Genomic DNA, 14,266 nt, shown 5'->3' on the forward strand with positions numbered 1-14,266 from the left:
CGCCGCGCCCGTGCGAGACTGTCTGACCGGGCGCGAGTCCGGTCGTTTTCTGTCGGGAGTGTTCCATGTCGTTGTCCACCGGGCTGATCGCCGCCGTCGCCCTGGCCTATATGGCCATCATGTTCGCCATCGCCTTCTACGGCGACCGTCGCAGCACGCCGCTGCCGCCACGGGTGCGTGCCTGGGTGTACAGCCTGTCGCTGGCGGTCTATTGCACCAGCTGGACGTTTTTCGGCGCGGTCGGCCAGGCCGCCGAACAACTGTGGTCATTCCTGCCGATTTATCTGGGGCCGATCCTGCTGTTGCTCGGCGCGCCGTGGGTGCTGCAGAAAATGGTGATGATCAGCAAACAGGAGAACATCACCTCCATCGCCGACTTCATCGCCGCCCGCTACGGTAAATCCCAGTCCTTGGCGGTGGTCGTCGCGCTGATCTGCCTGGTTGGCGTCCTGCCTTATATCGCCTTGCAGCTCAAAGGCATCGTCCTCGGCGTGAATCTGCTGATCGGTGCCGGCGCCGACGCCATGGGCACCCGCGCCCAGGACACGGCACTGATCGTGTCGCTGGTGCTGGCGCTGTTCACCATCGTTTTCGGTACGCGCAACCTCGATGCCACCGAGCACCACCGGGGCATGGTGCTGGCGATTGCCTTTGAATCGCTGGTCAAACTGTTTGCCTTCCTCGCCGTCGGCGCTTTCGTCACCTACGGGCTGTATGACGGTTTCGACGACCTGTTCAATCAGGCGATGCTCGCCCCGCGCCTTGAGGAATACTGGAAAGAAACCATCAACTGGCCCTCGATGGTGGTGCAGACCGGCGTGGCGATGATGGCGATCATCTGCCTGCCCCGGCAGTTCCACGTGACAGTGGTCGAGAACATCGACCCGCAGGATCTGCGCCTGGCCAAATGGGTGTTCCCGGCCTACCTCGCATTGGCCGCGCTGTTTGTAGTCCCGATCGCCCTGGCCGGTCAGATGATGCTGCCCAACTCGGTCATCCCCGACTCTTTTGTTATCAGCCTGCCGTTGGCCCAGGCTCATCCGGCGCTGGCGATGCTGGCGTTTATCGGCGGTGCGTCGGCAGCCACCGGCATGGTGATCGTGGCGAGCGTGGCGCTGTCGACCATGGTCTCCAACGACATGCTGTTGCCGTGGCTGCTACGCCGCAACAATGCCGAGCGCCCGTTCGAAGTGTTCCGCCAGTGGATGCTCTCGGTGCGCCGGGTCAGCATCGTGGTGATTCTGTTGCTGGCTTACGTCAGCTACCGTTTGCTCGGTTCCACTGCGAGCCTGGCAACCATCGGCCAGATCGCTTTCGCGGCGGTCACTCAACTGGCCCCGGCAATGCTCGGCGCGCTGTACTGGAAACAGGCCAACCGCCGCGGCGTGTTCGCCGGCCTCGCCGCCGGTACGTTCCTGTGGTTCTACACCCTGGTCCTGCCGATCGCTGCGCGCAGCCTCGGCTGGTCGCTGGACAGTTTCCCCGGCCTCGCCTGGCTGCACAGCAACCCGCTGAACCTGCCGATTACCCCGCTGACCCAAGGCGTGGTGCTGTCGCTGGCGGGCAACTTCACGTTGTTTGCCTGGGTCTCGGTGCTGTCGCGCACCCGGGTGTCGGAGCATTGGCAGGCCGGGCGCTTCATCGGTCAGGAGATCAGCGCAAGGCCAAGCGCACGCTCGATGCTGGCGGTGCAGATCGACGACCTGCTGCAACTGGCGGCACGCTTTGTCGGTGAAGAACGCGCCCGGCAGAGTTTCATTCGCTTCGCTTACCGCCAAGGCAAAGGCTTCAACCCGAATCAGAACGCTGACGGCGAATGGATCGCTCACACCGAACGATTGCTGGCAGGTGTCCTCGGCGCCTCTTCGACGCGAGCTGTAGTAAAAGCCGCCATCGAAGGTCGGGAAATGCAGCTGGAGGACGTGGTACGGATCGCCGACGAAGCGTCGGAAGTGCTGCAGTTCAACCGCGCGCTGCTGCAAGGCGCCATCGAAAACATTACTCAGGGCATCAGCGTGGTCGACCAGTCGCTCAAGCTGGTGGCCTGGAACCGCCGTTATCTGGAGCTGTTCAACTACCCGGACGGCTTGATCAGCGTTGGCCGGCCGATTGCCGACATCATTCGCCACAACGCCGAGCGTGGTTTGTGCGGCCCCGGTGAAGCGGAAGTTCACGTCGCCCGGCGCCTGCACTGGATGCGTCAGGGTCGTGCTCACACGTCCGAGCGTTTGTTCCCCAACGGCCGGGTGATCGAACTGATCGGCAACCCGATGCCCGGCGGCGGTTTCGTCATGAGTTTCACCGACATCACCGCGTTCCGCGAAGCCGAACAGGCCTTGACCGAAGCCAACGAAGGGCTGGAGCAACGGGTCAGCGAACGAACCCAGGAACTGTCGCAACTCAACGTCGCACTGACCGAAGCCAAGGGCAATGCCGAGGCGGCCAACCAGTCGAAAACCCGTTTCCTCGCAGCGGTCAGCCACGACTTGATGCAGCCTTTGAACGCCGCACGTTTGTTCTCCGCCGCCCTCTCCCATCAGGCGGACGGCTTGAGCGAGGAAGCGCAGAAACTGGTGCAGCATCTGGACAGTTCACTGCGTTCGGCCGAAGACCTGATCAGCGATCTGCTGGACATTTCCCGCCTGGAGAACGGCAAGATCAATCCGGATCGCAAGCCTTTCGCGGTCAATGAGCTGTTCGATATTCTCGGCGCGGAGTTCAAGGCACTGGCCCAGGAACAGGGCCTGAGCTTCCGGGTACGGGGCAGTCAGTTGCGCATCGACAGCGACATCAAGCTCCTGCGGCGCATTCTGCAGAATTTCCTCACCAACGCGTTCCGCTACGCAAAAGGCCCGGTGCTGCTGGGCGTGCGTCGGCGTAAAGGCGAAATCTGTCTGGAAGTGTGGGATCGCGGACCGGGGATTCCGGAGGACAAACAGCAAGTGATCTTCGAGGAGTTCAAACGCCTCGACAGTCACCAGACCCGCGCCGAAAAAGGCCTGGGCCTGGGCCTGGCGATCGCCGATGGCCTGTGCCGCGTGCTCGGCCATACCTTGCGCGTGCGCTCATGGCCGGGGCGCGGCAGCGTGTTCAGCGTTCGTGTGCCGTTGGCCAAAGCGCAGACCGTGCAGCCAACCGCGGCGGTGGAAATAAACGGTAAATTGCACAGCGGCGCGCAGGTGCTGTGCATCGACAACGAAGACAGCATTCTGATCGGCATGAACAGCCTGCTCACGCGCTGGGGCTGTCAGGTGTGGACGGCGCGCAACCGAGAAGAATGCGCGGCACTGCTCGACGAGGGCGTGCGCCCACAGTTGGCACTGGTGGACTATCACCTGGATCACGGCGAAACCGGCACCGAGTTGATGGCGTGGTTGCGCACAAGGCTGGGCGAGCCGGTGCCGGGCGTGGTGATCAGCGCCGACGGGCATCCGGAAACCGTGGCCCAGGTGCACGCAGCGGGGCTGGATTACCTGGCCAAACCGGTGAAACCGGCGGCGTTGCGGGCGTTGTTGAGTCGCTACTTGCCGCTCTAGCAGAGCGGCTTATTCAGGCAGCTCGACCAGGCCGTCGGCGTCGGTCATCGCGCGTTCCAGCAGATCCGCCGGCAAGCTTTTGCTGGCTCGTGCGCCGAGCAACTTGAGCTGCTCGCTGCGGCTGACCAGGTTGCCGCGCCCTTCCGTCAGCTTGTTGCGCGCCGCGCTGTAGGCCTTGTCCAGTTGCTGCAAGCGATTGCCGACTTCGTCCAGATCCTGAATGAACAACACGAACTTGTCGTACAGCCAGCCGGCGCGCTCGGCGATTTCCCGGGCATTCTGGCTCTGGCGTTCCTGCTTCCACAGACTGTCGATGACCCGCAGCGTTGCCAGCAGCGTGGTCGGGCTGACAATCACGATGTTGCGGTCGAATGCTTCCTGAAACAGCGCCGGCTCAGACTGCAACGCAGCGGAAAACGCCGCTTCGATGGGCACGAACAGCAAGACGAAATCGAGGCTGTGCAAGCCTTCCAGACGTTTGTAATCCTTGCCGGCCAGGCCTTTGACGTGGCTGCGCAAGGACAGCACGTGCTGCTTCATGGCGATCTGGCCGATGGCCTCGTCGTCCGCCGCCACGTATTGCTGATAGGCGGTGAGGCTGACCTTGGAGTCGACCACCACCTGCTTGTCGCCCGGCAGGTAAATGATCACGTCCGGCTGGAAACGTTCGCCATCCGGCCCCTTGAGATTGACCTGGGTCTGGTACTCGCGCCCCTTCTCCAGCCCGGCATGCTCAAGCACGCGCTCGAGAATCAGCTCGCCCCAGTTGCCCTGGGTTTTCTGGCCCTTCAGAGCGCGAGTCAGGTTGGTCGCTTCGTCGCTCAGGCGCAGGTTCAGTTGTTGCAAGCGTTCCAGTTCCTTGGCCAGCGAAAAACGCTCGCGGGCTTCGGCCTGGTAGCTTTCCTCGACGCGTTTTTCGAACGACTGGATGCGCTCCTTCAACGGGTCGAGCAATTGGCCGAGGCGTTGCTGGCTGGTTTCGGCGAAACGCTGTTCACGCTCATCGAAGATCTTGCCGGCCAGTTCGGCGAACTGCGCGCGCAGCTCGTCGCGGGAACCTTGCAGGTCATCCAGGCGTTGTTGATGGCTTTCCTGTTGCTCGCGCAATTCGGCATTCAGCGAAGCGGCCTGGGCGTCCAGGCGGCGCAATTCAGCTTCCTTGTTGGCGCGCTCGAGGTTCCAGGCGTGGGCGGCGTCACGGGCGTCATCGCGCTCGATCTGCAGCAGCTCGACTTCCCGGCGCACGGCGGCGAGATCCGCCTGCTTGGCGGCATTGGCCTGGCCGAGGTCGGCGATTTCATCGCGGCAGGCTTCAAGTTGAGCAGTGAGGCCATCCTGGGCCATCTGCGCCATGGCCAGCCGCTCTTCGAGCAACGCGACTTCAGACTGGTTCTGACTGGCCCGACGTTGCAGTTGCCAGGCCAGTGCCAGCAGCGGCACCGCCGCACCTGCCAGCCCCAGCAGGATGCTGGTCAAGTCCATCGCCATAGTGATTCCCGCCAATCCGATAAAGCCTGAAGGTTAACCAAGGCGTCTGGTCTTGGACAGCTCAGTCTTCGATCAGGCCGAGTTCCTGTTGCGCGCGTCGGTCACCGGCACGGGCGGCCTGGCGCAGCAGGTCCTGGCCGATCCGCCGATCCCGGGCATTGCCGCACTCGCGGCACATCAACTGGCCGAGGCGACTCTGCGCCGCGACCACCCCTTCCCGGGCCGGTTGCTTGAGCAGGCGGCCGGCGAGGTGTTTGGCGTTCTGGCTATCGCCCAGTCGCGGGCTGTCCAGCAGCCATTCGGCCACGCGCACGGAAAATCGCTTGGGAGCGGTAACACGAGGGGGTTGGGAGGTAACAGAGTCTGTAGCTGAACGAAACTTCATAAAGCACTGTGGGGCAGATCGGAAGGCGCGCCACTCTACTCTTTTTTTCGCACAGGTAAAGTCGAAAAAAACCCGGCACGCCCGTGCTAGAGCAAGCGCTCGGGACAATCCACAGAAGCTGTGGATAACTCAGTGGACAACCGCCCCTGACTCGTCGCAAAGCCTTATGGAATGGGGCTCTCAGTCAAACTGACGATTTTTTCACCAGTAAAAAAAAGCGATGTTTTTCATTGACTTAAACTTTCGTTACAGGCAGCCACCAGGGTCAGGATCGTTATGACAGCGCCGTTACAGTCTGCGCAACTAATGTGCACAAGTACCTGTTACGCGGTTATATCGATGCGCCTTTTCGGGTCGTTTTGGCATTCGGCCTGGGGATAGGCCTCTGCGTCGAGCTTCCGCGCCTGCCAGGTTGTGGCGACCGACGGTCATGATCTGAACCGGATCGGGGCAAGTTTCAAGGCCTGGGCGATATCTCGGGATTTTTTTGTTCAGCGGGTTTGCCTTCTTTGGAGCGTTCGGTTAGTATCCGCGGCGTTAGTACCAAGCTGAAAGTCAATTCCGGTCGAATACACCCCCACGGTCAAGGTTCTCTCACAGAAGCCTTCACCGAAAAAAGCGGGATCGACCCCTCGATGGTTTCCAGGTAAATCTTGCGACGACACAGCCTTTGAACTGAATGCAAAGGGTGTTGCGAAGACCATTTACTCTGACCTAACCAACCTGCAAATTGATCAGGATCTTCACCCCGGGCCCAGAACCTCTGCCCTCGATGTGTTGCCTGTCCTCCTAAGTACCTACCTGCCAGCCCAAGCGCGCCAACTTTTATAGCGCTCGAACTGGCTGCCTTGTTCCAGTCGGGTTCTTCGTTCGACCAATGGTGGTTGACGTTACTGGAACGTTTTAACGTTGCACGGTTCTTATCCGTGTCATTTGTAGGAACACCTAATAACTATGTCGACTCAAATCCAGACTCAGGATGCCATTCGCACCCTAACCAACGCTTTTGCCCCAATGAACTGCCTGATCATGGCCGCTCGCAAAGGCTGCTTCAGCTTCACCGTGGTCAATGAACACGGGATCGCCCGCCACAGCGAGCGTCTGTACCCCGATCAATACTCCAGCGCCGAACCGCTGCAGGCCGTGATTGATCGCACCCGTCAGGCATTGATCGCCTGAGAGGCCTAAATGGCTGCAAAAGCAAAAGCCCCGCTGAAAATGCGGGGCTTTTTATTGCCCGATATTTCACCCTTACCCTTTTCGCTTAAGCACCAACCGATATAACGGTTATAACGCCTCGCCGGAAATATTTTAAAAACAGGCCTTTACGTCGTGAATATGACACTACACTTCAACTCAAGCGGCGTGATCCGCTTCCGGCGAGCCTGAGTCGATCCACAGCTGCCAAGCTCCCCTTCAGGCTCGCCGCCCGATAACAAGATCCGAGGGATTTATGGGTATCGCTGCCAGCGAACTGTGCCGCTATGTGATCCGTCCTACGCTGATCTACCTGGGACGTCACTGCGCAACCGCCGAATCCCTGCTGCTGGGTATTGCCGCCAGCCAGTCCGCCCTCGGTTCAGCCCTGCATGACCGCCGTGGCCACGGCCTGTACCGGATAGCCGAGCATCGTCACCAGGCCCTTTGGGACCATTACCTGGCGCTGGATCCGGAACGCGCCAGCCTGGTTCGCGGCCTCGCCAGCCAGCATGCTTTCCTCAGCGGCCCGCACCTCGAACTGACCGTCAATTTGCGTTATGCCACAGCCATCGCCTGGCTGCTGGTCGAAGAACAAAACCCTACCCTCCCCGAGCCGGACGATCTTCTGGGCATGGCGCGTATCTGGCGTCAGACCTTCCAGCCTCAAGGTCGTCTGCGCGACTTCACCTGCGCCTGGCAAACCTGTGTTTCACCGTTGAATCAGGTCGCTTGCTGACCCAGCGGTTTCGCAACATCGCCCAACACGCAGCGAATTTGGTCGGATTGTCCTACAAAACCGCTCTAACTCAAGGCATACGGACTATAGCGCCGGGACGAAAATGTTGGTAATTTTCGCCCCGGTGATCACCAGGAGTTCTAATAATGAAAAAAGTCATGCTCAAAACCACCCTTAGCCTTGCCGTAACCGTGGCATCCACCCAGATCTTCGCGGCTGGCTTTGCCATCAACGAACACAGCATCAGCGGGATGGGGACTGGGTACGCCGGGCGATCTTCTTCTGCCGACGACGCAAGCACTGTTTACGGCAACCCTGCCGGCATGTCGCGCATCACGCGCGAACAAGTCACCGGTGGCGTTGCATTCCTCGATGCAAAAACCGATATCAGCGACGCCAGCTCCAGCCCGAACGGCGGCAGCAACAAAGGCGACATGGTGCCCTTCACCTCCGTACCTATGGGCTACTACGTCAAGCCGATCGACGAGCATTGGGCATTCGGTCTGGGTGTGTACGTACCCTTCGGCCTGATCACCGACTATGAAAACGGCTTCGCCGGCCGTTACTTCGGCAGCAAGTCCGAAGTCAAGATCATCACCTTCCAGCCAACCGTCAGCTACAAGTTCAACGACGTGGTGTCGATCGGTTTCGGCCCGACCATCAACCGTATCGACGGCTCGCTGGAATCCAACCTGTCGATCACTCAGGCTGCGCCGGACGGCAAGGTCAAGATCAAGGGCGACGACACTGCACTGGGCTACAACATCGGCGTGCTGGTACAGGCTACCGACAGCACTCGCCTGGGTCTGACCTACCACTCGAAAGTCGACTACAAGCTCGAAGGCAACACCAAGGTCAACTACGGTGTGCTGGGCGCGATCGGCCTGGGTGCGAACCAGAAGTACGACGCTTCGCTGAAGATCACCACGCCTGAATCCGTGGACCTCTCGGTCACCCAGGCGATCAACGATCGCTGGAACGTCTACGCCGGTACCACCTGGACCCGCTGGAGCCAGCTGGAAAAGATCACCGTCAAGAACTCCGGCGTACAGCCTCTGCTGGCTGGCCAGTTCGGCGAGATCACCGAAGAACAGAACTGGCATGACACCTGGGCTTACGCCATCGGTACGTCCTACCAGTTGAACAAGGAATGGGTACTGCGTACCGGTCTGACGTTCGACCAGTCGCCAACCAACAACGTCGACCGTTCGCCACGCATCCCGACCGGCGACCGGACCATCTTCAGTATCGGTGCCGGCTGGAGCCCGACCGAAGACCTGACCATCGACGTTGCCTACTCGTACCTGAAGGAAGAGAAGGTCAACATTCGCAACGAAAACGATCGTGGCCAGAGCTACAACTCGCAGTATGAAAACTCGGCAAACGGCTTTGGTGTCGGCGCAACCTACCGCTTCTGATGCTGCACGGCGAGGCTAATGCCTCGCCCACTAAAAAGCCCCGCTCTCTTCACAGAGGCGGGGCTTTTTGATGGGTGTCGATCAGGGTTTCAGCGGCTGGGAGGCAATGGCTTTCTCGATGGCTGCGAGAAATTCCGGATCATCCGGTTTGGTCAGGCTGGAGAAGTTGGCGATCACCTTGCCCTGGCGGTCGACGACGTATTTGTAGAAATTCCACTTCGGTGCACTGCTCTGCCTGGCCAGCACCTGGAACAAGTGAGTCGCATCGTCACCCCGCACCTTCTGCGGTTCGGTCATGGTGAACGTTACGTCGTAGTTGGCGTAGCAGACCTTGGCGGTCTCGGCGCTGTCCTTGGACTCCTGCTTGAAGTCATTGGAAGGCACGCCGAGCATTTCCAGGCCCTGGGCCTTGTAGCGCTGATTGAGCGCTTCGAGCCCCTCGAACTGCGGCGCGAAACCACAGAAGCTGGCCGTGTTGATCACCACCAGCGGTTTGTCGGCGTAACGCTGACACAGGTCGATGGATTCCTTGGCCCGCAACTTGGGCAACGAACCTTGCAACAGATCCGGACAGTCCGCGGCCTGGGCCAGTCCGGTCAACGCCATCAGCAACGCGGGAACAGCACACCAGCGCTTGAGCATGTCGGGCATCCTTGAGCAATCGTCAGACCTCGACGTTACTCGCCCTCCCGCCGATCTAGCAAGCACCCATGCCCAACTGCATCAGCGCCAGCCCGCCCTGATGCCAGCCCCACCACACCAGCGCCAGCAACGCGGCGCCGAGTGCGGTGACGACGATCTGCGGCCAGAAACGGTTCATGCAGCGCTCGCACGCGGTTGCAGGCGCTCGACCGGACGCTCGCGCACCGGCCAGTTCAGCGCTGCCGCCAACAGGCTCAAGAGAATCGCCACTTGCCAGATCAAGTCATAACTCCCGGTCCGGTCATACACCACCCCGCCCAGCCAGCCGCCGAGGAACGAACCCAACTGATGGAACAGAAACACGATGCCGCCGAGCATGGACAGGTTTCGCACGCCGAACAAGGTCGCCACCGTACCGTTGGTCAACGGCACCGTCGACAGCCACAGGAAGCCCATCGTCATGCCGAACAGATAGGCCGAAGTCGTCGTCACCGGCAGCCACAGGAACAACACGATCACCACGGCGCGCAATAGATAGAGCCCGGTCAGCAGACGCGGCTTGGACATCCGCCCACCGAGCCAACCGGCGGTGTACGTGCCGAAGATGTTAAACAGGCCGATCAACGCCAGCACGGTGGTGCCGACGGTGGCCGGCAGATGCTGATCAACCAGATACGCCGGCAGGTGCACGCCAATGAACACCACCTGAAAACCACAGACGAAAAAGCCGAAGGCCAGCAACCAGAACCCGGAATTCGAGCAGGCCTCGCGCAAGGCTTCGGACAGGGTTTGTTCATGGCCGAGTACCGGCAGCGGCTTGTCCTTGAGCATGCTCACCAGCGGTACGATCAGCGCCACCAGCAGCCCCAGCACCAACAATGCCGCCGACCAGCCGAGCCAGCCAATCAGCCCGAGAGTACCCGGCAGCATGGCGAACTGGCCGAAAGACCCGGCGGCGCTGGCAATGCCCATGCCCATACTGCGTTTTTCCGGCGGCACCGCGCGGCCGACCACACCGAGAATGACCGAAAACGAGGTGCCGGACAGACCGATACCGATCAGCAGGCCAGCGCTCAGGGACAAGCCCAACGCGGTTTCCGACAGGCCCATGAACACCAGGCCCAAGGCGTAGAGCCCCCCGCCGATCAGCACCACTTTCGCAGCGCCAAAGCGGTCGGCCAGCGCGCCGGTAAACGGTTGCGCCAGGCCCCAGATCAGGTTCTGCAAGGCGATGGCAAAGGCGAACACTTCACGGCCCCAGCCGAACTGGGCGCTCATCGGCGACAGGAACAGTCCGAAGCCGTGCCGCACGCCCAATGACAACGCCAGAATCAGCGCACTCCCCAGCAACACCCAACCGCACGTACGCCACATCGAACTCATTATTATTCTCCAGTCGCGGGTATATACCCGCTTAGATTCGGAAAAACCGGCCCTCAGGCCAGTTCATCCAATAGCCGCAGCAAGGTTTCACGCTTCTCGGCACCCAGTCGGTCGATCAACCGCTGTTGCGCCGCTTCCCAGGCTGGCAGTGCCGCTGCCAGGCGTTGCGCACCGGTTTCGGTGAGCCGGACGATGCGGTTGCGCATGTCTTCGCCTTCAGCCAGCGCCACCAGCCCCTCGCCTTCCAGTACCCGCAGATTGCGCCCGAGGGTGCTGCGATCCAGGCCCATCGCCTCGGCCAGTTCGGAAATGCTCGGTTGATCCAGCCGCTGCAGATTGCACAGCAAAGAATACTGGGCAACGTTGATCCCGAAGCCGTCGAGAGCGCCGTCGTAATGCCTGCTGACGCCACGCGCGGCGCGACGCAAGTTGGTGCACAAACACTGAGATGGAAGCATGATGCGTGTATATACCCGCGACTGTGTTAAATCAAGTTACAGATCAAAGTTACTTATCAAAACAAGGCCAGCCCGACCAGCACTGACATCTCCAGCAATTCCAGCAACGCACCGGCCGTATCACCGGTGGTTCCGCCCAGTCGCCGCACCATCAAATGCCGTAGCCAGATGAACACGACAACCGCCAGCAGCAACGCCACGACAGCGTTGAACCCGGCGATCACCACACACGCCGTCGCACTCACCGCCAGCACCTGCCAACCCGCCTTGCGCGGCAGATGATCGGCCAGCGCCTGCCCCAACCCGCCGGCCCGCACATAGCTCGTGGTGAGAAACAGTCCGAGCAACGCCGCCCGGCCAATCAGCGGCACGATGATCAACGCTATCCCCTGCTGCTGCTCGATCAACGCCAGCAACGCGGCAAACTTGAGCAACAAGACGAGCACCAGCGTCACCACCGCGATCGGCCCGCTACGCGGATCCTTCATGATCGTCAGCGTGCGCTCGCGATCACCGAAACCGCCGAGCCATGCATCGGCGCTATCCGCCAAACCATCAAGGTGCAACGCCCCGCTGAGCAGCACCCACACCGTCAGTAACAACGCGGCATGCAACAGTAAAGGTGCGCCGGCCAGAGCAATGTTAAGCGCCCAGAGAATCACACCGAACAGCAAGCCCACCAGCGGATAAAACAGCAGCGAGCGGCCGAGCTGTTCAGGTGCCGGCATGCCCGGCAGACGAATCGGCAGGCTGCTGAGAAATTGCAGGGCGATCCACAGAGGCAGCATGTCAGAGCACTTCCCTGAGCGAACCGTCGGCCTCGACGATCAGCGAAAACAGCGCGCCGTGGCCGACTTCGACATTGAGCAGTTGTTCACGGGGCAAGCCACGGGCCTGCGCCAGCAACAGACGCATGACGCCGCCATGACTGACCAGCAACACCCGCTCACCCGCGTGCGCCGCGTGCAGGCGCATCACCGCCGCCAGCACCCGCGCAGAGAAATCGCTGACCGGCTCACCCTGCGGCGGAGTAAAGCCATAGGGATCGGCCCAGAACAGCCCCAGCGCTTCAGCATCAGTCTGCATCAGCGCCGCCGCGCTCTGCCCTTCCCAGGCACCGAAATGCAGCTCCTGAAGATTCTTGTCCAGAGATACCGGCAGATCCCGCTGCGCGCTCAACTCTTCAGCAAACCGCGCGCAACGCTGCAACGGCGAACTGACCAGCCGATCCCACGGCCCATGCCCGCTCACCGCCTCACGCATCTGCGCCCAGCCTTTTTCGGTCAACGCATCGTCGAGGCTGCCGCGCAGGCCGCCGCCGAGTTCGGTTTCACCGTGGCGCAACAGATCCAGACGCAAGGTCATGCCGGGCGGTCCGCCACCGCGGCTTCGGCGAAGGTCGCCATCTGACCGTGCAGGTCGCAGGCCAGACGCAGCAGCGGCACCGCCAGCGCCGCACCACTGCCCTCGCCCAGACGCAGACCCAGTTCCAAAAGCGGTTCAGCGCCAAGGGTCTCCAGTACATGACGATGACCCGGCTCGGCACCGCGATGACCGAACAGCAGCCATTCACGGCAGGCTGGATTCAGGCGCACCGCCACCAGTGCGGCGACCGTGCAGATGAAACCGTCCACCAGCACCGCCACACCTTCCTGAGCACAGGCCAGATACGCGCCGACCAATGCAGCAATCTCGAAGCCGCCGAGATTGAACAGAGTCTGCAGTGCATCACCGCGCTGTGCCGCATGCAGCGCCAGCGCGCGCTCGATCACCTGCGCCTTGTGGCTGACGCCTTCGGCATTCAACCCCGTGCCGGGGCCGGTCAGGTGTGCCACCGGGCAGTCGAGCAAAGCACAGGCCAGCGCACTGGCGGCGGTAGTGTTGCCGATGCCCATTTCGCCGCCGATGAACAATTGCGCGCCTGCCGCTTTCGCCCGCAGCGCGCTATCGCGACCGCCCTGCAAGGCGAGTTCACCCTGGGCCCGAGTCATCGCCGCGCCCTTGGCGAAATTCGCCGTGCCCGGGCCGATGTTCAAATGGCGCACACCCGGCAGGTCCAGCGACGGAGTCACGGTGCCCAGATCCACCACTTCCAGCTGCGCGCCAAGTTGTCGCGCCAGCACGCTGATCGCCGCGCCGCCGCTGACGAAATTCAGCAGCATCTGCCCGGTGACCTCCTGCGGAAACGCGGAAACCCCTTCGGCGACAACACCGTGGTCACCGGCAAAAATCGCAATCCAGACCTGATCCAGTGTCGGTTTGACCTGGCCCTGCAATCCGGCCAGTTGCACCGCCACCGATTCGAGCCGGCCAAGAGAGCCGGCGGGTTTGGTCAATTGCTGCTGACGCGCCGCGGCGTTTTCAACGGCGTCCGTATCCACCGGTCTGCACGGGTTCAGCCACCAGGCTTGGGTCATAACGCAGGTCCTTTCAGAGTCAGGGGCAGGCCGGCGACCGTCAGGACGACTCGCTGACAACGCTCGGCCAGAGCTTGATGCAGCCAACCGGCTTCATCGACGTAGCGGCGAGTCAATTCGCCCAGCGGCACGACACCCATTCCGGTCTCGTTGCTGACAAAAATGATTTCACCCGGCAGCGACGCCAGGCATTCGAGCAGGGCCTCGCGTTCGGCGGCGAGTCGTTCGGCGTCATCGAGCATCAGCAGATTGGTCAGCCACAGCGTCAGGCAATCCACCAGCAGGCAGCGCTCGGGGCCGGCGTTTTCGCGCAGTACCCGGGCCAGCTCCAGCGGCTCTTCGATCAACGCCCATTCGACGGGACGACGCGCACGATGATGGGCGACGCGCTCATTCATCTCGCCATCCAGCGGCTGACTGGTGGCGATGTACGTCACGGCCAGCGCACTGTCGGTGGCGAGTTTTTCAGCCAGACGACTTTTGCCGGAGCGGGCGCCGCCGAGGATCAACTGGAGCATGGAGGCATCCTGAAAAAAATTCGTTGAGACAACTGGCCTCTTCGCGGGCAAGCCCGCTCCCACAATGGATTTAGGCCAAACATGG

General features: G+C 61.5%; 14 protein-coding genes. 4 read left to right on the forward strand and 10 right to left on the reverse strand.

Annotation, left to right across the window (positions count from 1 at the left end):
- Positions 1-65 precede the first annotated feature (65 nt).
- Positions 66-3,536 (forward strand): hybrid sensor histidine kinase/response regulator, encoded by a 3,471-nt coding sequence (locus ACTJK7_RS15045; RefSeq protein WP_011333154.1) that lies wholly within the window; start codon positions 66-68, stop codon positions 3,534-3,536.
- Between the two features lie 9 nt (positions 3,537-3,545).
- Here ACTJK7_RS15045 and rmuC read toward each other — a convergent pair whose 3' ends face one another.
- Both rmuC and ACTJK7_RS15055 read right to left on the reverse strand, forming a co-directional pair.
- The gene (gene rmuC, locus ACTJK7_RS15050) at positions 3,546-4,910 is read right to left on the reverse strand and encodes a DNA recombination protein RmuC (protein ID WP_440780994.1); all 1,365 of its coding nucleotides are present in this window, start codon (positions 4,908-4,910) and stop codon (positions 3,546-3,548) included.
- A 175-nt stretch (positions 4,911-5,085) separates the two neighbouring features.
- On the reverse strand, positions 5,086-5,409 hold the full coding sequence (locus ACTJK7_RS15055; RefSeq protein ID WP_011333152.1) for a hypothetical protein: 324 nt from the start codon (positions 5,407-5,409) through the stop codon (positions 5,086-5,088).
- Between the two features lie 954 nt (positions 5,410-6,363).
- Here ACTJK7_RS15055 and ACTJK7_RS15060 point away from each other — a divergent pair.
- The 3 genes from ACTJK7_RS15060 to ACTJK7_RS15070 all read left to right on the forward strand — a co-directional run bounded on the left by ACTJK7_RS15060 (position 6,364) and on the right by ACTJK7_RS15070 (position 8,763).
- Positions 6,364-6,588 carry a hypothetical protein gene (locus tag ACTJK7_RS15060; protein ID WP_007950419.1) on the forward strand — a complete coding sequence of 75 codons (225 nt, stop codon included), beginning with the start codon at positions 6,364-6,366 and terminating at the stop codon, positions 6,586-6,588.
- Positions 6,589-6,862: 274 nt separating this feature from the next.
- Complete coding sequence (locus ACTJK7_RS15065; protein ID WP_064378682.1) at positions 6,863-7,345, forward strand: hypothetical protein; 483 nt, start codon at positions 6,863-6,865, stop codon at positions 7,343-7,345.
- 146 nt (positions 7,346-7,491) lie between these two features.
- Complete coding sequence (locus tag ACTJK7_RS15070) at positions 7,492-8,763, forward strand: OmpP1/FadL family transporter (RefSeq protein WP_064594534.1); 1,272 nt, start codon at positions 7,492-7,494, stop codon at positions 8,761-8,763.
- 81 nt (positions 8,764-8,844) lie between these two features.
- Here ACTJK7_RS15070 and ACTJK7_RS15075 read toward each other — a convergent pair whose 3' ends face one another.
- From ACTJK7_RS15075 to cobU, 8 genes are read right to left on the reverse strand one after another with little or no spacing between them, the layout of a single operon-like run.
- The gene (locus tag ACTJK7_RS15075; RefSeq protein WP_440780987.1) at positions 8,845-9,405 is read right to left on the reverse strand and encodes a glutathione peroxidase; all 561 of its coding nucleotides are present in this window, start codon (positions 9,403-9,405) and stop codon (positions 8,845-8,847) included.
- A 55-nt stretch (positions 9,406-9,460) separates the two neighbouring features.
- The gene (locus ACTJK7_RS15080; RefSeq protein ID WP_007950415.1) at positions 9,461-9,583 is read right to left on the reverse strand and encodes a hypothetical protein; all 123 of its coding nucleotides are present in this window, start codon (positions 9,581-9,583) and stop codon (positions 9,461-9,463) included.
- Positions 9,580-10,788 (reverse strand): MFS transporter, encoded by a 1,209-nt coding sequence (locus ACTJK7_RS15085; RefSeq protein WP_440780985.1) that lies wholly within the window; start codon positions 10,786-10,788, stop codon positions 9,580-9,582. Before ACTJK7_RS15085 ends, ACTJK7_RS15080 begins: the two co-directional genes overlap by 4 nt.
- 53 nt (positions 10,789-10,841) lie before the next feature.
- A complete protein-coding gene (locus tag ACTJK7_RS15090) occupies positions 10,842-11,246 on the reverse strand; it encodes a MarR family winged helix-turn-helix transcriptional regulator (RefSeq protein WP_007950413.1) in 405 nt (134 codons plus the stop codon).
- Positions 11,247-11,302: 56 nt separating this feature from the next.
- The gene (locus tag ACTJK7_RS15095) at positions 11,303-12,034 is read right to left on the reverse strand and encodes an adenosylcobinamide-GDP ribazoletransferase (protein WP_440780983.1); all 732 of its coding nucleotides are present in this window, start codon (positions 12,032-12,034) and stop codon (positions 11,303-11,305) included.
- Position 12,035: 1 nt separating this feature from the next.
- Positions 12,036-12,611, reverse strand: a complete 576-nt coding sequence (cobC, locus tag ACTJK7_RS15100; RefSeq protein WP_440780981.1) for an alpha-ribazole phosphatase family protein — start codon at positions 12,609-12,611, stop codon at positions 12,036-12,038.
- Positions 12,608-13,663 (reverse strand): nicotinate-nucleotide--dimethylbenzimidazole phosphoribosyltransferase, encoded by a 1,056-nt coding sequence (cobT, locus tag ACTJK7_RS15105; RefSeq protein WP_440780980.1) that lies wholly within the window; start codon positions 13,661-13,663, stop codon positions 12,608-12,610. The genes cobC and cobT overlap by 4 nt, the downstream gene beginning before the upstream one ends.
- Complete coding sequence (gene cobU, locus ACTJK7_RS15110; protein WP_064378675.1) at positions 13,660-14,181, reverse strand: bifunctional adenosylcobinamide kinase/adenosylcobinamide-phosphate guanylyltransferase; 522 nt, start codon at positions 14,179-14,181, stop codon at positions 13,660-13,662. Before cobU ends, cobT begins: the two co-directional genes overlap by 4 nt.
- Between the last annotated feature and the right edge of the window lie 85 nt (positions 14,182-14,266).

Source organism: Pseudomonas sp. 22085 (assembly GCF_052045815.1).
GTDB lineage: Bacteria > Pseudomonadota > Gammaproteobacteria > Pseudomonadales > Pseudomonadaceae > Aquipseudomonas > Aquipseudomonas glycinae.

Coding starts and splice junctions, on each gene's coding strand:
- ACTJK7_RS15075 (WP_440780987.1), bottom strand. CDS start 9,405: ATGCTCAAGCGCTGGTGTGCTGTTCCCGCGTTGCTGATGGCGTTGACC.
- ACTJK7_RS15055 (WP_011333152.1), bottom strand. CDS start 5,409: ATGAAGTTTCGTTCAGCTACAGACTCTGTTACCTCCCAACCCCCTCGT.
- cobT (WP_440780980.1), bottom strand. CDS start 13,663: ATGACCCAAGCCTGGTGGCTGAACCCGTGCAGACCGGTGGATACGGAC.
- ACTJK7_RS15090 (WP_007950413.1), bottom strand. CDS start 11,246: ATGCTTCCATCTCAGTGTTTGTGCACCAACTTGCGTCGCGCCGCGCGT.
- ACTJK7_RS15095 (WP_440780983.1), bottom strand. CDS start 12,034: ATGCTGCCTCTGTGGATCGCCCTGCAATTTCTCAGCAGCCTGCCGATT.
- ACTJK7_RS15060 (WP_007950419.1), top strand. CDS start 6,364: ATGTCGACTCAAATCCAGACTCAGGATGCCATTCGCACCCTAACCAAC.
- ACTJK7_RS15080 (WP_007950415.1), bottom strand. CDS start 9,583: ATGAACCGTTTCTGGCCGCAGATCGTCGTCACCGCACTCGGCGCCGCG.
- ACTJK7_RS15085 (WP_440780985.1), bottom strand. CDS start 10,788: ATGAGTTCGATGTGGCGTACGTGCGGTTGGGTGTTGCTGGGGAGTGCG.
- ACTJK7_RS15045 (WP_011333154.1), top strand. CDS start 66: ATGTCGTTGTCCACCGGGCTGATCGCCGCCGTCGCCCTGGCCTATATG.
- cobC (WP_440780981.1), bottom strand. CDS start 12,611: ATGACCTTGCGTCTGGATCTGTTGCGCCACGGTGAAACCGAACTCGGC.
- ACTJK7_RS15065 (WP_064378682.1), top strand. CDS start 6,863: ATGGGTATCGCTGCCAGCGAACTGTGCCGCTATGTGATCCGTCCTACG.
- cobU (WP_064378675.1), bottom strand. CDS start 14,181: ATGCTCCAGTTGATCCTCGGCGGCGCCCGCTCCGGCAAAAGTCGTCTG.
- ACTJK7_RS15070 (WP_064594534.1), top strand. CDS start 7,492: ATGAAAAAAGTCATGCTCAAAACCACCCTTAGCCTTGCCGTAACCGTG.